Here is a 19,730-nt window from a genome sequence, read left to right as displayed (position 1 = left end):
CATGAGCCGTTCGAATCCCCTTCCTCGGGTCCCGACGCCGCCCCAGGGGGACGAGGTCGCCGCGTACGACTCGTACCTCGAGGCGCAGAAGGCCGTCGACTTCCTCTCGGACGAGAAGTTCCCCGTCCAGCACGTCACCATCGTGGGCACCGACCTGCGGATGGTCGAGCGGGTCACGGGCCGGCTCACGTACGGCCGGGTGGCGCTGGCCGGGGCCCTGTCCGGCGCCTGGTTCGGGTTCTTCGTGGGTCTGCTCATGATGCTGTTCGCGAACGGGCAGACCGGCGTCCTGCTGGTCGCGCTGGCTCTGGGCGCCGGGTTCGGCGTGATGTTCTCGGTGCTGTCCTACTCGTTCACCGGCGGACGCCGTGACTTCACGTCGCAGTCGCAGATCGTGGCCTCGACCTACGCGGTGCTGTGCGCCACGGAGCACGCGGCCGAGGCGCGGTCGATGCTGGAGAGCTCCCCGGGCGGGCTCGGCAAGCCGCGTCGCCCCGAGCGGCCGGCGGGAACGACACCGTCGGCGTCCTCGGCGCCGGACCCGCGCTGGACCATGCCCGACGGCGCCCCGCGCTACGGGGCGATGCGGCCCGGCGGGTCGCCGGACACGTCCGGCGGCGGGGCCGGCTCGTCGACCTCCGCCGTGGCCGGCGGCGAGGGTCCGGCGCAGCCGCAGCCGGCGGCGGGGGAGCAGCCGCCCGCGGTGCCGACCCGGGGCGAGGAGCCGCCCTCTCCGTCGGCGTCCACGCCCACGCCCCCGCCGGCGTCCGGTGGGGACGTCGACGACCCGTACGCCCCGCCGCCCGAGCGCTGAGGCCGGCGGCTCGCGCCTCCCCGCGGGGTCCTCGGGTCCGTCGTGCCGGGCGGACGCCCCGGCACGACGGACCGTGCTCCGCCGGCCGGTGGGTCAGGACCGAGGGACCTCGCGCCGCTCGTGGCCGACGTACGCCGAGAGCGGGCGGATGAGCGAGTTGGCCGCCTGCTGCTCGGCGATGTGCGCCGTCCAGCCGGTGATGCGCGCGGCGACGAACAGCGGGGTGAACGTCTCGGTGTCGAACCCCATGAGGTGGTAGGCGGGGCCCGCCGGGTAGTCGAGGTTCGGGTAGATGCCCTTGCGCTCCACGAACGCCGACTCCAGCGCCGCGTACAGGTCGCCCAGGTCCTGGCGGTCGAAGTGCGCCACGAGGTCGTCCAGAGCGGCCTTCATGGTGGGCACCCGCGAGTCGCCGTGCTTGTAGACCCGGTGCCCGAACCCCATGACCTTGCGCTTGGCGGCCAGGGCCTCGTCCAGCCAGGACTCGGCCCGGTCGGCGGTGCCGATCTCGGTGAACGCGTGCATGACGGCCTCGTTGGCCCCGCCGTGCAGCGGACCCTTGAGGGCGCCGACGGCCGCGACCACGGCGGAGTGCACGTCGCTCAGCGTCGAGGCCACCACGCGGGCGGTGAACGTCGAGGCGTTGAAGGAGTGCTCGGCGTACAGGATCATCGAGCGGTTGAACGCGTCGACGACCGTGGCGTCCGGCTCCTCGCCGAAGGTCATCCACAACGTGTTCGCCGCGTGGTCGAGGTCCTCGCGGGGATCGACCGGGTCCAGGCCGTGGCGGCGGCGCTGGGTGTAGGCCACGACCGCGGGCAGCTCGGCGAACAGCCGGACGGCGTGGTCCGCCGTCGTCTGCGCGTCGGCCAGCGACATCAGGTCCGTGCCGGCGGTCTCCCGGGCGCCGATGACGCTGAGGGCGGTGCGCACGTCGTCCATCGGGTGAGCGTCGGTGGGCAGCAGGTCGATCGCGCGGCGCACGTCGTCCCCGAGGGCGCGGTGCGAGCGCTCGGTCTTGCGCAGCGTCTCGAGCTCGGCGTCGGTGGGCAGCTCACCGTGCCACAGCAGGTGGGCGACGGCCTCGAACGGCTGGGTGTCGGCCAGGTCCTGCACGGGGTAGCCGCGGTACAGCAGCGAGTTCGACGCGGGGTCGACCTTGGACACGGCGGTGGTGTCGGCGTAGACGCCCGCCAGCCCCTTGTGGATCTCGGGCTCGTCGGTGGGGCGGGACTCGGTCATCGGTGCTCCTTTGCTCGGATGACGGCGCGGCGTGCGCGACGACGTGGGTGTCGGGCTCGACGGTCAGAGGTGTCGGTGACCCTCGAGGGAGAAGTCGTACACCCCGGCGTCGAAGGTGTTGTACGCCGGGTAGTCCAGCAGGTCGTACAGCTCGGCGCGGGTCTGCATGTGCGGCACCTGGGAGTCGAGCGACCCCTCGTCCCGCAGCGCCGCCAGGCCGCGGTCGGCGGCACCCATGGCCAGGCGCAGCAGCGAGACGGGGTAGATGACCATCGAGACCCCGGCGTCGCGGAGCTGGGTCGCGGTGAACAGGTCGGACTTGCCGAACTCGGTCATGTTCGCCAGCACCGGGACGTCGAGCGCGTCGGCCATCGCGGCGAACTCGTCGAGGTCGCGCATGGCCTCGGGGAAGACGGCGTCCGCACCGGCGTCGACGAGCGCCTGCGCCCGCTCGACGGCAGCCTCCAGGCCGGCACCGGCACGGATGTCGGTGCGGGCCATCACGAGCAGGTTCTCGTCGCGGCGAGCGGTGACGGCGGCCCGGATGCGCTGCAGGGCGGTGGCCTCGTCGACGACCTGCTTGCCGTCGAGGTGTCCGCAGCGCTTGGGGTTGACCTGGTCCTCGATGTGCAGCCCGGCGACGCCGGCGTCCTCCATCGCCTGGACCGTGCGGGCGACGTTCATCGCCTCCCCGAACCCGGTGTCGGCGTCGACGAGCGTCGGCAGGTCGGTCATCCGGGCGATCTGCCCGGCGCGGCCGGCGACCTCGCTCAGCGTGGTCAGCCCGACGTCGGGCAGTCCGAGGTCGGCCGAGACGACCGCGCCGGAGACGTACACGCCGTCGAACCCGTGCCGCTCGACGAGACGCGCCGACAGCGGGTTGAACGCCCCGGGGAGCTGCAGCAGCTCGTCCGAGCGCAGGCGCTCGCGCAGCGCGGCGCGCTTGGCGGCGGGGGTGAGCGTCGAGTACAGCATCAGAAGATCCCGCCCGGGAGGTCGGCGCCGGCCGCCGGGTCGGTGAGCGGCGTGACGGTGAGCCCGGACAGCTCGTCGGCGCCCAGCTCCGGCAGTCGCTGCGCGACGTCGAGGAACCGGTCGATCTCCTCGGGGGCGAGGACGCCGTCGGCGAGGGACCGGAACTTGGCGACGTACTGCTCGCGGCCGAACGGCCGGGCGCCGTAGGGGTGCGCGTCGGCGACGGCGATCTCCTCGACGATCGTGTCGCCGTCGGACAGCTCGATCTCCACGCGGCCGCCGAACGACTTCTCGTCGGGGTCGGAGGAGTGGTAGCGGCGCGTCCACTCCGGGTCCTCGGCGGTGGTCACCTTGCGCCACAGCTCGACGGTGTCCGGGCGGGCGGCCCGCTCGGGGGCGTAGCTGGCCGCGTGGTCCCAGGCGCCGTCCTGCAGCGCGACGGTGAAGATGTACGGGATGGAGTGGTCCAGCGTCTCCCGGCTGGCGGTGGGGTCGTACTTCTGGGGGTCCCCGGAGCCGGAGCCGATGACGTAGTGGGTGTGGTGCGAGGTGTGCAGCACGATCGAGCGCACCGCCTTGGGCTCGCGCAGCTCGGGCCGCTCGGTGCCGAGCCGGCGCGCGAGGTCGATCCACGCCTGCGCCTGGTACTCGGCCGAGTGCTCCTTGGTGTAGGTGTCCAGGATCGCGGTGCGGTCCTCGCCCCGGGTGGGCAGCGGCACCGTGTACCGGGCCTCCGGGCCGGAGAGCATCCACGCAATGAACCCGTCGGTGCCCTCGTAGATCGGGCTGGGCGAGGTCTGGCCGCGCATGGCCCGGTCCACGGCCTCGATCGCCATCTTGCCGGCGAAGGCCGGGGCGTGCGCCTTCCAGGTGGAGATCTCGCCCTTGCGCGACTGCCGCGTGGCCGTCGTGGTGTGCAGGGCCTGGCCGATGGCCTGGTAGATCGTCTCGTTCGGCAGGCCCAGCAGCGTGCCGATGCCGGCCGCGGCGCTCGGACCGAGGTGCGCGACGTGGTCGATCTTGTGCTCGTGCAGGCAGATGCCCTTGACGAGGTTCACCTGGATCTCGTACCCCGTGACGATGCCGCGCAGCAGCTCCGCGCCGGTGCGGCCCAGGTGCTGGGCGACGGCGAGGACCGGCGGGATGTTGTCGCCCGGGTGGGAGTAGTCCGCCGCGAGGAACGTGTCGTGGTAGTCCAGCTCGCGCACGGCAACTCCGTTGGCCCAGGCGGCCCACTCGGGGCTGGTGCGGTGCTCGGAGGCGAAGATCGTGGCGCCCGACCCGCCGCGCGAGACCGGGTGCGCCTCCGCCTGGGAGCGTGCGGCGAGGATCGGCGCGCGACCGAGCGACGCGGTGGCGACCGCGGCGTTGTCGATGATCCGGTTGATCACCATGTCGGTGACCTCGGGTGTCGGCTCGAGCTGCTCCGCCGCCACGTCGGCGATCTTCCAGGCGAGCTGGTCGGTGCGGGCGAGCGGCTCGTCGGCGCGGTACGTGCGGACGGTGTGGTCGAGCATGGATCCTCCGGATCGCGGGGACGTCGGGGGCACGACGTCGGCGTCGACGCCTGCCACGGAGGTGAACCTAACGCGGACCGGCCCCCGCGTCCACGTGGGTATCGGGTAGCGCGGCCGTCGTGGCGGTGCCCGACGACGCGCCGCAGGGCGGGCCGACGACAGCGACGGCGGTCGGCACCACCCCCGCGCGGGTGCGGACCCGGCGACCGCGTCAGCGGCTCGCCGGCTCGTCCTCGATCGCGACCTCCGTGGCGCGGCGGGCCCCCGGACGGGCGAGCGAGAGCACCGCGAGGACGCCGACGAAGACCGGTGTCACCGGGCTCAACGCGCCCTGGCGCAGCCAGGCCACGGCGAGCGGGTCGGCCACCCCGCCGGTCACGGCGGAGGGGCCGCCGGACAACGCCGCGATGGGGCTGTACGGGAACTCGGTGGTCGCCGCGGCCCAGGCCGTCAGGGCGAGGAGCGTCACGAGAGCAGTCCACACGGGCAGCTGGTGCCACCGGGACGACGCGGTGCGGTGGCGCCACCAGAACGGCCAGAAGGCCAGGGTCGTCACGGCGGCGATGGCGAGCCCCTCCCACACCGGCGCTCGCGGCGGCACGATCGCGACCACTGCGCTGTCCCAGCCGAGGAGGGCTCCGGTGCCAATGCTCGAGGCCCGCAGGTCGAGGTACCCGATCGCCGTGACGTACACCGCCACGCCTGTGACCGCGGCGGCCGCTCCGAGCAGGACGCCGAGCGCCGTGGGTCGGTCCGCGGTGCGCATGGTTCGTCCTCCGGTCTGCCGCCGTCGGTCACGGCGAGGGTGGCCCGAAGGTAGGGGAGTGCGTCTGCGCTGGTCAAGAACGACGACGTCCCGGGGCCGCGAGCGCTCCGGGACGTCGTCGACGGACACCTGGCCGGCGGGCACGGGGAGCCGGGCGGGCCGGGGACCTACCGCGCGTCGACGGTCCGCTCCGCCGTCCGACGACGGAGCTCGCCGCCGGGTGCGCGGCCGGCGACGAGGAGCACCGCGAGGCCCGCCAGGGTGACGAGTGCCCCTGCCCACAGGGGCGAGGTGTACCCCAGCCCCGCGGCGATGGTGACTCCGCCGATCCAGGCACCGAGGGCGTTGCCGACGTTGAAGGCCGCGATGTTCGCGCCGGAGGCAAGGGTCGGGGCGTCGCCCGCGTGGGTCATGATCCGCATCTGCAGGGCCGGGACGGTGGCGAAGCCGAACCCGCCCATCAGCACCAGCGCGACGACCGTGGCGGCCTTGCTCTCCGCCACGAGGGAGAAGGCCGTCAGGATGACGACCAGGCTGACCAGCAGCGTCAGGAGGGTTCCGCCGAGCGCTCTGTCGGCGGCGCGCCCGCCGAGGATGTTGCCCACGAACAGCCCGACGCCGAACAGGACGAGCAGCCAGGGCACGGCTCCCGGCGCGAAGCCCGAGACCCCGGTGAGGGTGAAGGCGATGTAGGTGAAGGCGCCGAACATGCCGCCGTAGCCGAGGATCGTGAGGGCCATCGAGGCCCACACCTGCCCGGAGCGGAAGATGCGCAGCTCGCTCAGCACGCCGGCACCGCCCCGGTCCGCCGCGATCGGGGGGACGAGGACGGCGATGCTGACCAGGGCGACGACACCGATGGCCGTGATGGCCCAGAACGTCGCGCGCCAGCCCGCCGCCTGGCCGAGCAGGGTCCCCAGCGGGACGCCGAGGACGTTGGCGGTGGTGAGCCCCGCGAACATGAGCGAGATGGCGGCCGCCTTGCGCCCCTCGGGGACAAGGTTCGCGGCGACGACGGCGCCGATGCCGAAGAACGCACCGTGGCAGAGCGCGGCGACGACCCGGCCCGTCATCATGACGGCGTAGGTGGGGGCGAGGGCGGAGACCAGGTGGCCGGCGATGAACAGCACCATCAGCACGATCAGGGCTCGCTTCCGGTCGACACGGTTCATCGCGACCGTGAGGACGACGGCACCGATCGCGACGGCGAGCGCGTAGCCGGAGATCAGGTAGCCGGCCTGGGTCTCGGTCACCGCGAAGTCGGCGGCGACCTCGGGCAGCAGGCCCATGATGACGAACTCGGCCAGGCCGATCCCGAACCCGCCGACGGCGAGCGCGAGCAGCGCGAGAGGCATGGGAATCCTTCCGGAGGAGGGGTGGGCTCGCGGACCAGATGTGTGCGTGCCGCGATACACGGCGTGTGCAGTAGTTGCATGCGCCGGATAAAAATAGTTGCACGCGCGCTCTGTCGGCGCAAGGGGGCTATGCTGGCCGCGGAGACTCAGGAGGTGAGCACATGGGTATCGCCGACGACGCCGTCGAGATCCGCGCCCGGGGTTGGCGGACGCTGGCCGCGCTGCACGGGCTGATCGAGGCCGGCCTGGAGCGGTCGCTGCAGCGCGAGCACGAGCTGTCCGTGGTCGAGTACACGGTGCTCGACGCGCTGAGCCGTCAGGACGGCTGGCACATGCGCATGCAGCAGCTCGCCCGCGCCGCCGCCCTGTCGAGCAGCGCCACCACGCGTCTGGTCAACCGTCTCGAGGACCGAGGCCTGCTCACCCGCATCCTCTGCGCGGAGGACCGGCGCGGCATCTACACCGAGCTCACGCCGGCCGGGCAGCACCTGCTCGCACGGGCGCGGCCCACCCACGACCGGGTGCTCGAGGAGTCGCTGGCCGAGGCGAGGGACGTCCCGGAGCTGTCCTCGCTGGTCGACGCGCTGTACGCCGACGTGCGGGTCTGACGGTTCCGCGGGACGACGAAGGCCCGGACGTCGACCCGCCGTGGGGCCGAGGTCCGGGCCTCGTGAACTGGTGCGCCTGGAGGGACTCGAACCCCCGACCTTCTGCTCCGGAGGCAGACGCTCTATCCACTGAGCTACAGGCGCGGGTACCGGGCATCACCGTCGTGGGCGACGACCGCCCGGCACGGTGCACGAGACTACCACCGCGAGTCGCCAGGTCGGAAAACCGTGCCGGGCCCCGCCGCGCGAGGCCGATAGAATCGCCCGGTGACACCCGACGAGCTCTCCGAAGCACTCAGCGCTGCCCTCGCCGCGGCCGTGGCCGACGGCACCCTCGCCCTCGACGCCGACGCCCTGCCGTCGACCGTCCACGTCGAGCGACCCAAGCAGCGGGAGCACGGGGACTGGGCGACCAACGTGGCGCTCCAGCTCGCCAAGAAGGCCGGCACGACGCCGCGGGCGCTCGCCGAGGACCTCGCCGGGCGCCTGGGCTCGACCCCGGGGATCAAGGCCGTCGACGTGGCCGGACCCGGGTTCCTCAACATCACGCTCGAGGCGGGCGCGGCCGGTGAGCTCGCGCGCACGATCGTCGAGTCGGGCGCCGCGTACGGCCGGTCCGACGCGCTGAGCGGCCGGGTCATCGACCTCGAGTACATCTCCGCCAACCCGACCGGTCCGCTGCACATCGGGCACACCCGCTGGGCCGCGCTGGGCGACGCGCTCGTGCGCATCCTGCGCGCCGCCGGTGCCGACGTCACGGCGGAGTACTACATCAACGACGCCGGTGCCCAGATGGACCGGTTCGGCGAGTCCGTCCTGGCCCAGATCCGCGGCACCGAGGTGCCCGAGGGCGGTTACCGCGGCGAGTACGTCGCCGAGCTCGGCCGTCAGGTGCTGGCCGCCCAGCCGGGGATCGTCGACCTGCCCGACGACGAGGCGGTGGCGCTGGCCCGCGAGGAGGCGTACCGGCTCCAGCTCGCCGAGATCCGCGACGTGCTGGGCTCCTTCGGCGTGCACATCGACGTGTGGTTCTCCGAGCGGAGCCTGCACGAGTCGGGCGCCGTCACGCAGGCCGTCGAGCGGCTGCGCGAGCAGGGTCACGTGTACGACGACGGCGGGGCGGTCTGGCTGCGCACGACCGACTTCACGGACGACAAGGACCGCGTGCTGATCCGGGCCAACGGCGAGCCCACCTACTTCGCCGCCGACGCCGCGTACTACCTGTCCAAGAAGGACCGGGGCTTCCCCGGCAAGATCTACCTGCTGGGCGCCGACCACCACGGGTACATCCACCGGCTCAAGGCGATCTCGGCCGCCGCCGGGGACGACCCCGCGGAGAACATCGAGATCCTCATCGGCCAGCTCGTGTCCGTCCAGGGCGCCAAGCTGTCCAAGCGGGCGGGCAACATCATCGAGCTGCGCGACCTCGTCGAGTGGATCGGGGCCGACGCCGTGCGGTACTCGCTGTCGCGGTACCCGGCGGACACCCCGCTCGAGCTGGCCGGCGAGGAGATGCTCAAGCAGTCCAACGACAACCCGGTCTTCTACGTCCAGTACGCCCACTCGCGCACCTGCGCCGTGGACCGCAACGCGGCCGACCGCGCCGTGCGCCGCGAGGACGGCTTCGACCCGTCGCTGCTGGACCACCCGACCGAGGCCGTCCTCATCGGCCGCCTCACCGAGTTCCCGCGGATCGTCGCCCAGGCGGCCGAGCTGCGCGAACCGCACCGCATCGCCCGGTACCTCGAGGGCCTCGCCGCGGACTACCACAAGTGGTACGCCGAGTGCCGCGTCCTGCCCTACCCCGACGAGGCCGTCGAGGACGTGCACCGGACCCGGCTGTGGCTCAACGACGCCGTGCGTCAGGTCCTGGCCAACGGCCTCGACCTGCTGGGCGTCAGCGCGCCGGAGCGGATGTGACGGGGGCGCTGCCCACCGGCGGCCCGGACGCGGCCGGTGCGCCGTGGCCCTCGACCGCCCGCCGCCGTGCCGACGGCGAGCTGGAGGTGGGCGGCGTCGGTGTCCGCGCCCTGGCCGCCGAGCACGGCACCCCGGCCTACGTCCTCGACGAGGCCGACTTCCGCGCCCGGGCCCGCGCCTACCGCGAGGCCTTCGAGGCGGCGTTCGAGCGCATCGGTGCCGGCATCGACGTCTACTACGCCGGCAAGGCGCTGCTGACCGTCGCCGTCGCGCGCTGGGCCACCCAGGAGGGGCTGCGTGTCGACACGGCCTCGGGCGGCGAGCTCGCCGTGGCGCTGCGGGCCGGTGTGCCCGGGGCGGCGATCGGGCTGCACGGCAACAACAAGTCGGACGACGAGATCCTCGCCGCCCTGGAGGCCGGGGTCGGCCGCATCATCGTCGACTCCCGGGTGGAGATCGACCGGGTCGCCGACCTGGCCGCCGCCCGGGGCGTGGTCGCACCCGTGATGCTCCGCGTCACCACCGGCGTGCACGCCGGTGGGCACGAGTACATCTCCACCGCCCACGAGGACCAGAAGTTCGGCCTGTCGGTCACGGCGGGCGACGACGACGAGACCTCCCCGGCGCTCGCGGCCCTCGAGGCGATCGTGGCGCGGCCCGAGCTCGAGCTGCTCGGCATCCACTCGCACATCGGGTCCCAGATCCTCGACCCCTCGGGCTTCGAGGCCGCGGCGCGGGTCGTGCTGCAGCTGCGCGCCGACCTGGCTGGTCGCACGGGTGTGCTCGTCGAGGAGGTCGACCTGGGCGGCGGGTACGGCATCGCCTACCTGCCCGCCGACGAGGCGCTGGAACCCGCACCGGTGGCGCAGGACGTGGCCGCGGCGGTCGCCGCCGTGTGCACCGAGCTCGGCACGCCGCTGCCGCGGTTCTCCATCGAGCCCGGGCGGGCCGTCGTCGGACCCGCGGGGCTGACGCTCTACACCGTCGGGACGGTCAAACCGGTGACGGTCTCCGGCAGCGGCGCGGACGACGAGACCTTCTCGCGGCTCTACGTGTCCGTCGACGGCGGGATGAGCGACAACATCCGCCCGGCCCTGTACGGCGCGGACTACCACGCGGAGCTCGTCGGGCGCGTCTCCGACGCCGCGAAGGTCCTGTCCCGGGTGGTGGGAAAGCACTGCGAGAGCGGCGACATCGTGGTGCACGAGGTCCTGCTGCCCGCCGACGTCCGCGCCGGCGACCTGCTGGCGGTGGCGGCGACGGGTGCCTACGGCCGGTCGATGGCGTCCAACTACAACGCGCTGACCCGCCCCCCGGTCGTCGCCGTGGCGGACGGCGCCTCGCGGGTCCTCGTACGGCGCGAGACGGTCGAGGACCTGCTGGCGCTCGACCTCGGCTGACCCGGTCACCCCCTCCCGCGACTCAGGACACTCCGCCGCGAGTCAGGCCGCCTTTCGGCGAGTCAGGACGAAGCGCGCCGAGTCAGGACAGCCTCCGGACGAGCTCCCACCGACGCGGAACGGCCCCGCCCCCCTGCAGCAGGGGACGGGGCCGTTCGTCGTGCGGACCGTCAGGGACGGTCGATGGTGAACTCGGGGGACGTCCAGGTCTCCCAGTGGTCGGGGTTCGACCGGTCACCGTTCGCCTTGAGGGCGTCGATCTTCAGGCTGTACTCGCCGTCCTTCAGATCCTTGGTGACGGTGGTGTTGCCCCTGGCCTTCGTCACGGTGCCGTCCCAGACGAACGCCTGGACACCGGTGGACGACTCGTTGCGACCGAGCGGCCCCAGGTCCGCGGCGACCGTGAAGGAGCCCTTGACGCGGTCCTTCGAGTCGATGACCGTCAGCGTGAAGTCCTCGACCTGGTGGTCGAAGTGGGCCAGCACGTACGGGTAGTCCGGCAGACCGTCGACCCACTCGAGGGAGAAGGTCTCGCCGCCGGCCTCGCTGTACGAGCCCATCGGGTCGATGCAGTCGAACTCGACGAACTCGGCGCACTCCGAGATCCGCGAGATCCACGGGACGTCGACCATCTCGCCGTCGCCGAGGTCGATCGGGGTGATCGCCTCGATGTCCTGGTAGTCGCCGTCGAAGCCGGCGTAGGGGACCGAGGTCTCCGAGCCGTCGTCACCGGTGATCTCGATGAACCCGCCGTAGAGCACCTGGTAGCCGTCGAAGCCCGGCGAGGTGATCGTGACGTCGACCTCGGCCGACTCCCCGGCAGGCACGGTGACCTCGGTGTCCGAGAACTCCGCCGTGCCGGCGATGGTCGAGAGCGTCGGGGCGAAGGTGTCGCCGTAGGTCGCCAGCGCCGTGGTGTGGCCCATGGTGTAGGTCACCTCGGCGTCGGAGTCGTTCGCGACGGTCAGCGTCGTGGTGACCGGCTCGAAGACCGGCTCGCCGTCGACCCGGTCGACGACGGACTCACCGAGCGAGATCTTCGCCGGGGTGACCGAGGTCGTCGCGGCGTAGGCGGCCGGGACGTCGATCAGGCCGGCACCCTGGCCGTGCACGGTCTCGACGTAGGCACCGGCGTACAGGATCGGCTCGGCCGTGTTCTGCAGCAGGTCCCGCATCTCGGTGGCGGCGATCTCCGGGTCCGCCTCGAGCAGCAGCGCGGCGGCGCCGGCGACGTGCGGAGCGGCCATCGAGGTGCCCGACAGCGTGGCGTAGCCGCCCTTGGCCAGCGGGTACGTCGAGCGGATGTTGCCACCCGGCGCGGCCAGGTCCGGCTTGAGGGACAGGTCCGGAGCCAGGCCGTAGGAGCTGAAGTCGCTCTTCTCGCCACCCGTGGGGCTGACGACCGAGACCGTCTCGTCGGTCCAGGTGAGCGTGACGGTCTCGCCCGCGTCCATCTGCGCCTTGAGCATGTCGCCGTCGGCGAGGCTGATGCCGACGCCGGGGACACCCTGGTCGGTGACCCCGCCGCCGTTGAACAGGCCGGGAATGTTGTTCGCGATGACGACGGCGGTCGCACCGGCGGCCACCGCGGAGGCGTACTTCTCCTCGAACGTGCAGCTGCCGCGGTCGACCAGGGCGGTCATGCCCGTGGGGTCGGCGAGCAGGGTGTCGCCGAGGGTGTCGACGCAGCCGCGACCGACGTGGACCATCGCGTCGGTGGTCTCACCGGCCGTCGGAGCGGCCACGGTGGAGAGCACCGTGTAGGCCACCGGCTCGCCCGAGGGGTTCGCGACCGCCTTGGCGGCGTCGGTGTTGGTGTTGTCGACCGACGCGACGCCGATGACCTTCTCGCCGACGCCCGGGGCGCCGGCCGAGTAGACGCCGGAGCGGCCGGAGTTGCCGATGGAGGCGGCGACGATCATGCCCGCGTCCACCATGGCGTTCGAGGCGCTCGCCGTCGGGTAGCTGGGCCAGGTGAAGGCCGAGCCGATGGACATGTTGAGGATGTCCATGTCGTCCTCGAGGGCCATCTCCATGGCGGAGATCATGATGTCGGCCTCGGTGGAGCCTTCGCAGCCGAACACCCGGTAGGCGCCGAAGGTGACCTCGGGGGCCACGCCGACGACGTCGCCGTCGGCACCGACGATGCCGGCCACGTGGGTGCCGTGACCCTGGCAGTCCATCGGGTCGCCGTCGGGCTGGGGGACACGCGCGTCGGCGTCGGGGGACCCGGCGTCGTAGGCGTCACCGACGAAGTCGTACCCGTAGGCCACGCGCTCGGTCGGGAACTCGCCGCCGCCGAAGTCGGGGTGGGCGTAGTCGATGCCGGTGTCCATCACGGCGACCTTGACGCCGGCGCCGGTGAGGCCCAGCTCGTTCTGCGCCACGTCGCTGCCGGTCATCGCGAGAGCCGTCGCCATGTCGGGGATCGCCGCGGTCTGCGGCTCCGGCACGGAGAGCTGGACCATCGGGTAGATGGCCTTGACGCCCTTGGTCGCCTGGAGGCGGCCGAGCTGCGAGCTGTCCATGTCGATGGAGAACCCGTTGAACAGGCTCGTGAACTCCTCGCGCTCGGTGTAGTCGACGCCGGCCGCGCCGGCCGCGTCCTTGAACGCGGAGTGCTCGCGGCCCACCTGGGCGCGCGAGCTGCCCTGGGCGGTCGGCGGGCTCTCCAGCTCGACGAACCAGGCGCCGGGCGTCTCGTTGACCAGCGTGTCCTCGTCGCCGGCCGGGGCGGTGTGCACCGGGGCCAGGGCTTCCGGGCCGTCGGGGTCGTTTGCGGTCGCGATGCTCGGCAGCGCCACGGTGGTGGCAGCGAGGCCGAACGCGGCGAGCGCGCCCACGACCGGGCGTCGTCGCATGGTGATGCGCACAGTGTCCTCCCAGATTGGGTTGATGTGGCGCACACACTAAGCGTGATGTGTGACACAGGTGTATCGGGCAAGTGTGCATGGCATCACACTGTGACCGGATCGTGATGTCCGGGACCGCCGTTCCAACGATCGGCGTCACGATGCGGACGGCGTGTCCGGCCGGGATCCGTGCGCGGCTATCCTGAGCCTCGATCCCGCACGTTCGAAGTGAAGGTGGCCCCGTGCCCGCTGCAGACCACCGGCCCGCCGTGACGGCGCCGTCGGACCCTGACCGCCGTGAGCGACGCCCCCTGCGCGTCGCTCTGCTCGGGTGCGGCGTGGTCGGCACCGAGGTCGCCCACGGCCTGCTGGAGAACTCCGCCGAGCTGGCGGCCCGGGCCGGTGCGCCGCTCGAAGTGGTGGGCATCGCCGTGCGGGACGCCTCGCGGGAGCGCGAGGGCGTCCCGGCGGCGCTGCTGACCGAGGACGCCGAGGCGCTCGTCGACGCGGCCGACGTCGTGGTCGAGCTGATGGGCGGCATCGAGCCGGCCCGCACCCTGATCCTGCGGGCTCTCGAGCGGGGCGCCAGCGTCGTCACCGCCAACAAGCAGCTGCTCGCCGAGCAGGGGCCGGTGCTGTTCGAGGCGGCGGACACCGCCCGCGCCGACCTCTCCTTCGAGGCCGCCGTCGCGGGTGCCATCCCGATCGTCCGACCCGTGCGAGAGTCGCTGGCCGGGGACCAGGTCCAGCGGGTGCTCGGCATCGTCAACGGCACCACGAACTACGTGCTGGACGAGATGACCACGCAGGGGCTCGACCTCGAGGACGTCGTCAAGCGCGCCCAGGAGCTCGGGTACGCCGAGGCCGACCCCACGGCCGACGTCGACGGCTACGACGCCGCGGCCAAGGCGGCCATCCTCGCCTCGCTCGCGTTCCACACCCGCGTGTCGATCCACCAGGTGGCCCGCGAGGGCATCCGCCACATCACCCGGGACGACGTCGAGTGGGCCCGCCGCACGGGGTACGTGCTCAAGCTGCTCGCCATCGCCGAGCGCACCGACGAGGGCGTCGCAGCGCGGGTCCACCCGGCGCTGGTGCCGACCGACCACCCGCTGGCCGCCGTGCGCGGGGCGTTCAACGCCGTCTTCGTGGAGGCGGAGGGTGCCGGTCCGCTGATGTTCTACGGCCAGGGCGCCGGTGGGCGTCCCACGGCCTCGGCGGTGCTGGGCGACGTCGTCTCGGCAGCCCGCGACCGGCTGATCGGCGGCAAGGGCCCGCACGAGTCGGCGTACGCCTCGCTGCCGGTCCTGGCGGCCGACGCGGCGATCACGCGCTACCAGGTGCGGCTCGAGGTGGCGGACCGCACCGGTGTGCTCGCCCAGGTCGCCGGCGTGCTGGCGGACCACGGCGTGTCCATCGACACCGTGCGCCAGAGCGAGGCCCTCACCGCACCGTTCGAGGCCGAGCCCGCCTCGGAGCCCGCGCCGGGTGCGGTGCGGGACGAGGGCGAGCCCGTGGCCCGCCTCGTCATCACCACCCACGCCGCCCGGGAGGCGTCGCTCGCCGCGACGGTGTCCGCCCTGCGCGACCTGGAGCCCGTCCGTCAGATCACGTCCGTCCTGCGAGTCGAGGGAGTCTGAGCATGCCGGCCCATCAGTGGCGGGGTGTCATCACCGAGTACGCCGACCGGTTGCCGGCCCACGTCGCCGAGAAGATCGTGACCCTCGGCGAGGGCGGCACCCCCCTCGTCGAGGCGCCCGCGCTCTCTCAGCGCACCGGCGCGGAGGTGTTCGTCAAGGTCGAGGGCATGAACCCGACCGCCTCGTTCAAGGACCGGGGGATGACGACGGCGATCTCCACGGCTGCCGCACGCGGCGCGCAGGCCGTCGTGTGCGCCTCCACCGGGAACACCTCGGCGTCGGCCGCCGCGTACGCCACCCGCGCCGGCATGGTCTGCGCCGTGCTGGTGCCGGAGGGCAAGATCGCGATGGGCAAGCTGAGCCAGGCGGTCGCGCACGGTGCCCAGCTGCTGCAGATCGACGGCAACTTCGACGACTGCCTCGTGGTGGCGCGCAAGCTGGCCGAGGCCTACCCGGTCGAGCTCGTCAACTCGGTCAACCCGGACCGCATCGAGGGGCAGAAGACCGCGGCCTTCGAGGTGGTCGACGCCCTGGGCGACGCTCCCGACATCCACGCGCTGCCGGTCGGCAACGCCGGGAACATCACGGCCTACTGGAAGGGGTACCGCGAGTACGCCGGTATCCCGACGAGCGAGGACGGCCCGGGTGCCGCGCCGGTCGCGGTGGCGACGCGCACCCCCGCGATGTGGGGTTTCCAGGCGGCCGGCGCCGCACCCATCGTCGCGGGCCACCCCGTCGACCCCGAGACGATCGCCACCGCGATCCGCATCGGGAACCCCGCCTCCTGGGCGCAGGCCGAGGCGGCCCGGGACGACTCCGGGGGGTTCATCGAGGCGGTCTCCGACGCCGAGATCCTCGCCGCGCACCGGGTGCTGTCCGCCGACGTGGGCGTCTTCGTCGAACCGGCCTCGGCCGCGGGCGTCGCCGGGCTGCTCTCCCGCGCCGAGCGCGGCCTGGTGCCGGCCGGTGCGCGGGTGGTGGTCACCGTCACCGGGCACGGGCTGAAGGACCCGCAGTGGGCCCTGCGCACGCCCGACGGCGGCGACGTGACCCCGACCCGGGTGGGGGCCGACGTCGTGGCGGTCGCCGACGCCCTCGGGCTGGGCTGAGATGCAGCTCGGTGCGGATCGCGTGGTCGTGAGGGTGCCGGCCACCAGCGCCAACCTCGGTCCGGGGTTCGACGCCCTCGGCCTGGCGCTGGGCCTGCACGACGAGATCGAGGTGGACCTGCTCGCCAGCGACGAGATCAGCGTGGAGGTCGTCGGGGAGGGCGCTGGCCAGGTGCCCGACGGCGAGGAGCACCTGGTGGTGCGGGCCCTGCGGCACACGCTCGAGCTCGCCGGCGCTCCGCTGACCGGGCTGCGCATGCGGTGCACGAACCGCATCCCGCACGGCCGCGGTCTGGGGTCGTCCGCCGCGGCCGTGGTCTCGGGGATCGTCGCGGCGCGCGGTCTGCTCGCGGACCCGCAGGCCCTGGACGTGACGGCCATGCTCGGCATCGCGACGGAGTTCGAGGGACACCCGGACAACGCCGCGCCGGCGCTGCGCGGCGGAGCCACCGTGGCCTGGTCCGGACCGCAGGGACCGCGGGCCGTCGACCTCGAGGTGGACCCCCGGGTCACCGCCACGGTCCTGGTGCCCGACACCCGGCTCTCGACGAGCCGGGCGCGGGGCGTCCTGCCCGCCCAGGTGCCGCACGCCGACGCCGCCTTCACGGCCGGCCGCGCGGCGCTCCTGGTCGAGGCGCTGGCGCGCCGTCCCGAGCTGCTGCTGGACGCCACGGAGGACCGGATCCACCAGGACTACCGGGCCGAGGTGATGGCGGGGACCGCGGAGCTCGTGCGTGCGCTGCGCGCCGAGGGGTTCGCCGCGACCGTCTCCGGCGCGGGGCCGACGGTGCTGGTGCTGGCGGCCGAGCGGCAGACGGCCGGTCTCGACCGTCTGCTCGCCGACCTCGTCGACGGGATGGCGGGCTGGCGTGCCTGGCGGCCCGGCATCGACGTCACGGGAGCGGTGTGCAGGAGTGGTAGCATGGACCAAGCCTTCGGGACGGTGGCAGGACGAGCATGAGGTTGTCGTTCCTGACCCACGTCGGCATCGTCACGTGATGATGGTTTGCACGATGCGTCCGTCCGTTGCCCCACCGCAGCCCGCTCGTCGGGTCCTGCGCCGGAGGCCGTCAGCAACCCCGTCAGCCGACGTCGTCGTACCACTGATGCGAGGTTTCGCGTCCGGGTGCCCCCTGCACCCGGTCGCCCGCCACCCCGGTCCGAGCGGACGCCCCGCAGGACCGCATACGAGGGGGAAGGGTCCTTCGTGACGAACACCACCGACAACCTGAGCTCGATGAAGCTTGCCGAGCTCCAGGCGATGGCGTCCCAGCTGGGCGTCAAGGGAACCAGCCGGATGCGCAAGAGCGACCTGGCCGACGCCATCCGCTCCCGTCGCTCCTCCGGCGGCAACCGCCAGGACGACGCCGGTCGCGGGGCCGGAGCGGGCAAGCCCGTCTCCGCCGAGCCCGTCGCGGCCGCGTCGACCGCGGCTCCCTCGGTCCGCAGCGAGGCGCCCGCGGAGGACGCCCCGCGCCGCCGCCGCGCGGTGCGCAGCTCCGGCGCCGCCACCGGGCAGGAGCAGCGGGTCGACGGCGGCCCGCAGGAGGGCGCCGGCCCGACGAACGACCGTGAGGCGCGGCTCGCCGAGCTCGCCGACGCCGTCGCCGCGCCGAAGGAGCGCCAGTCCCGGCCGGACCGCCAGGAGTCGGGCTCCGGCCCGAAGGGCGACGGCGAGGGCGGCCGCGGCCGCGGCGGTCAGGACCGTCAGGACGACCGGTCCGCAGACCGCGGCGACCAGGGTCGTCAGCAGGGCGGCCAGGGCGGCGGCCAGGGCCGCCAGCAGGGCGACCAGCAGGAGAAGTCCGGCTCGCGCCGTCGTCGCGGCCGCGACCGCGGTCGCGACCGGCGCCGCAACCGCGGGGGCCGCGGTGGCAACGGGCCGGACATGCCCCTGGAGGAGCCGGAGGTCCGCGAGGACGACGTGCTGCTCCCCGTCGCGGGCATCCTCGACATCCGCGACAACTACGCGTTCGTGCGGACCAGCGGCTACCTGCCCGGGCCGAAGGACGTCTACGTCTCGATGAACCAGGTCCGCAAGTCGGGGCTGCGCCGCGGCGACGCCGTCGTGGGCGCCATCCGGCAGCCCCGTGACGGCGAGGAGCCGCCCAGCGGCGGCGGCGGGGGCGGCAAGAACGCGCGCAACAAGTTCTCCGCGCTGGTGCGTCTCGACACCGTCAACGGGATGACGCCGGAGGAGGCGCGTCAGCGTCCCGAGTTCACGAAGCTGACCCCGCTGTACCCGCAGGAGCGCCTGCGCCTGGAGAACCCCGAGGCGACCCGCCTGACCCCGCGGGTGATCGACATCGTCGCCCCGGTCGGCAAGGGCCAGCGTGGTCTGATCGTCTCGCCCCCCAAGGCCGGCAAGACGATCATCATGCAGCAGATCGCCAACGCCATCACGGCCAACAACCCCGAGGTCCACCTGATGGTGGTGCTCGTGGACGAGCGGCCCGAAGAGGTCACCGACATGGAGCGGACCGTCAAGGGCGAGGTCATCGCCTCGACGTTCGACCGCCCCGCCTCGGACCACACGATCGTCGCCGAGCTCGCGATCGAGCGTGCCAAGCGCCTGGTCGAGCTCGGCCAGGACGTCGTGGTGCTGCTCGACTCCATCACCCGCCTGTCGCGCGCCTACAACCTGGCGGCCCCGGCCTCGGGCCGGATCCTCTCCGGCGGTGTGGACGCCGCGGCGCTCTACCCGCCGAAGAAGTTCTTCGGTGCCGCGCGCAACATCGAGGAGGGCGGTTCGCTGACCATCCTGGGCTCGGCGCTGGTCGAGACGGGCTCGAAGATGGACGAGGTGATCTTCGAGGAGTTCAAGGGCACCGGCAACATGGAGCTGCGGCTGTCGCGCAACCTCGCGGACCGGCGGATCTTCCCGGCGGTGGACGTCAACGCGTCCGGCACCCGCCGCGAGGAGATCCTCATGTCCAAGGAGGAGCTCGGCATCGTCTACAAGCTGCGTCGCGTCATGGGCGCACTGGACCAGCAGCAGGCCATCGAGCTGCTGCTCGGCAAGCTCAAGGACACCAAGAGCAACGTCGAGTTCCTGCTCCAGGTCCAGAAGACCACGCCGTCCGGCCTCACGGACGACCGTCCCGGCGAGACCGTCTGAGGTCACACCCGGGAACATCCCCGCCAGGACAGGTGTTCTGGCACAATGGTTCGTCGGCCTGCCGGTTCACGGCTCGCGGTCCTGCGAGGCGACCCGGAGGCATCACACCAAGGAGCATCATGAAGAGCGGTATCCACCCCGAGTACGTCCTCACCGAGGTCACCTGCACCTGCGGCAACACCTTCGTGACCCGCAGCACGGAGACCTCCGGCAAGATCAACGCCGACGTCTGCAGCGCCTGCCACCCGTTCTACACGGGCAAGCAGAAGATCCTCGACACCGGTGGCCGCGTGGCCCGGTTCCAGGCGCGCTACGGCAAGAAGGACAAGTAGCACCTCCGGCAGCGCCGGTGGTCCGCCCGACAACCTCTCCAGGGGCAGTCGGCCGCGGGACCACCGGCGCTGTCGCATGTCC

At 72.9% G+C, this 19,730-nt stretch carries 15 protein-coding genes and 1 tRNA gene; 9 read left to right on the top strand and 7 right to left on the bottom strand.

What is annotated here, in order from left to right; translation table 11 throughout:
• The first annotated feature begins 1 nt into the window (after nt 1).
• The gene (locus tag Q6349_RS00530) at nt 2-814 is read left to right on the top strand and encodes a general stress protein (RefSeq protein WP_304602433.1); all 813 of its coding nucleotides are present in this window, start codon (nt 2-4) and stop codon (nt 812-814) included.
• Nucleotides 815-907: 93 nt separating this feature from the next.
• On the opposite strand, the gene Q6349_RS00525 is transcribed toward Q6349_RS00530, so the two are convergent.
• The 5 genes from Q6349_RS00525 to Q6349_RS00505 form a co-directional block, all read right to left on the bottom strand.
• Entirely contained in the window at nt 908-2,056 is a 1,149-nt protein-coding gene (locus tag Q6349_RS00525) for a bifunctional 2-methylcitrate synthase/citrate synthase (protein WP_304602432.1), read from the bottom strand.
• 63 nt (nt 2,057-2,119) lie between these two features.
• On the bottom strand, nt 2,120-3,031 hold the full coding sequence (prpB, locus tag Q6349_RS00520) for a methylisocitrate lyase (RefSeq protein WP_304602431.1): 912 nt from the start codon (nt 3,029-3,031) through the stop codon (nt 2,120-2,122).
• Nucleotides 3,031-4,548: an MmgE/PrpD family protein gene (locus tag Q6349_RS00515; RefSeq protein WP_304602430.1), complete on the bottom strand. Its 1,518-nt coding sequence runs from the start codon at nt 4,546-4,548 to the stop codon at nt 3,031-3,033. The genes prpB and Q6349_RS00515 overlap by 1 nt, the downstream gene beginning before the upstream one ends.
• 211 nt (nt 4,549-4,759) lie before the next feature.
• Nucleotides 4,760-5,314: a hypothetical protein gene (locus tag Q6349_RS00510; RefSeq protein ID WP_304602429.1), complete on the bottom strand. Its 555-nt coding sequence runs from the start codon at nt 5,312-5,314 to the stop codon at nt 4,760-4,762.
• A gap of 167 nt (nt 5,315-5,481) precedes the next feature.
• The gene (locus Q6349_RS00505; protein ID WP_304602428.1) at nt 5,482-6,669 is read right to left on the bottom strand and encodes an MFS transporter; all 1,188 of its coding nucleotides are present in this window, start codon (nt 6,667-6,669) and stop codon (nt 5,482-5,484) included.
• A gap of 161 nt (nt 6,670-6,830) precedes the next feature.
• Between Q6349_RS00505 and Q6349_RS00500 the strand changes: the two genes are divergently transcribed.
• A complete protein-coding gene (locus Q6349_RS00500; protein ID WP_304602427.1) occupies nt 6,831-7,277 on the top strand; it encodes a MarR family winged helix-turn-helix transcriptional regulator in 447 nt (148 codons plus the stop codon).
• A 68-nt stretch (nt 7,278-7,345) separates the two neighbouring features.
• Here the strand turns inward: Q6349_RS00500 and Q6349_RS00495 are convergent.
• Nucleotides 7,346-7,421: transfer RNA gene (locus Q6349_RS00495), tRNA-Arg, on the bottom strand.
• Nucleotides 7,422-7,544: 123 nt separating this feature from the next.
• On the opposite strand from Q6349_RS00495, the gene argS reads away from it, so the two are divergent.
• Both argS and lysA read left to right on the top strand, forming a co-directional pair.
• Nucleotides 7,545-9,197, top strand: a complete 1,653-nt coding sequence (gene argS, locus Q6349_RS00490) for an arginine--tRNA ligase (protein WP_304602426.1) — start codon at nt 7,545-7,547, stop codon at nt 9,195-9,197.
• Nucleotides 9,194-10,597 carry a diaminopimelate decarboxylase gene (gene lysA, locus Q6349_RS00485; protein ID WP_370375588.1) on the top strand — a complete coding sequence of 468 codons (1,404 nt, stop codon included), beginning with the start codon at nt 9,194-9,196 and terminating at the stop codon, nt 10,595-10,597. Before argS ends, lysA begins: the two co-directional genes overlap by 4 nt.
• A 170-nt stretch (nt 10,598-10,767) precedes the next feature.
• Here lysA and Q6349_RS00480 read toward each other — a convergent pair whose 3' ends face one another.
• Complete coding sequence (locus Q6349_RS00480; protein WP_304602425.1) at nt 10,768-13,458, bottom strand: S8 family serine peptidase; 2,691 nt, start codon at nt 13,456-13,458, stop codon at nt 10,768-10,770.
• A gap of 260 nt (nt 13,459-13,718) precedes the next feature.
• Here Q6349_RS00480 and Q6349_RS00475 point away from each other — a divergent pair, with 260 nt between their 5' ends.
• From Q6349_RS00475 to rpmE, 5 genes are all read left to right on the top strand, one after another.
• Nucleotides 13,719-15,089, top strand: coding sequence for a homoserine dehydrogenase (locus Q6349_RS00475; protein WP_304603069.1), 1,371 nt, complete (start codon nt 13,719-13,721; stop codon nt 15,087-15,089).
• A 2-nt stretch (nt 15,090-15,091) separates the two neighbouring features.
• Nucleotides 15,092-16,198, top strand: a complete 1,107-nt coding sequence (gene thrC, locus Q6349_RS00470; protein WP_304602424.1) for a threonine synthase — start codon at nt 15,092-15,094, stop codon at nt 16,196-16,198.
• A 1-nt stretch (nt 16,199) separates the two neighbouring features.
• On the top strand, nt 16,200-17,159 hold the full coding sequence (gene thrB, locus Q6349_RS00465; RefSeq protein WP_304602423.1) for a homoserine kinase: 960 nt from the start codon (nt 16,200-16,202) through the stop codon (nt 17,157-17,159).
• Nucleotides 17,160-17,435: 276 nt separating this feature from the next.
• Nucleotides 17,436-19,316: a transcription termination factor Rho gene (rho, locus tag Q6349_RS00460; RefSeq protein ID WP_370375600.1), complete on the top strand. Its 1,881-nt coding sequence runs from the start codon at nt 17,436-17,438 to the stop codon at nt 19,314-19,316.
• Nucleotides 19,317-19,435: 119 nt separating this feature from the next.
• Nucleotides 19,436-19,648, top strand: a complete 213-nt coding sequence (rpmE, locus tag Q6349_RS00455) for a 50S ribosomal protein L31 (protein WP_171245490.1) — start codon at nt 19,436-19,438, stop codon at nt 19,646-19,648.
• Nucleotides 19,649-19,730 lie beyond the last annotated feature (82 nt).

It is taken from the genome of Isoptericola sp. 178, from assembly GCF_030586525.1.
GTDB lineage: Bacteria > Actinomycetota > Actinomycetes > Actinomycetales > Cellulomonadaceae > Isoptericola > Isoptericola sediminis.
This window is presented reverse-complemented; position numbering and strand designations above follow the sequence as displayed.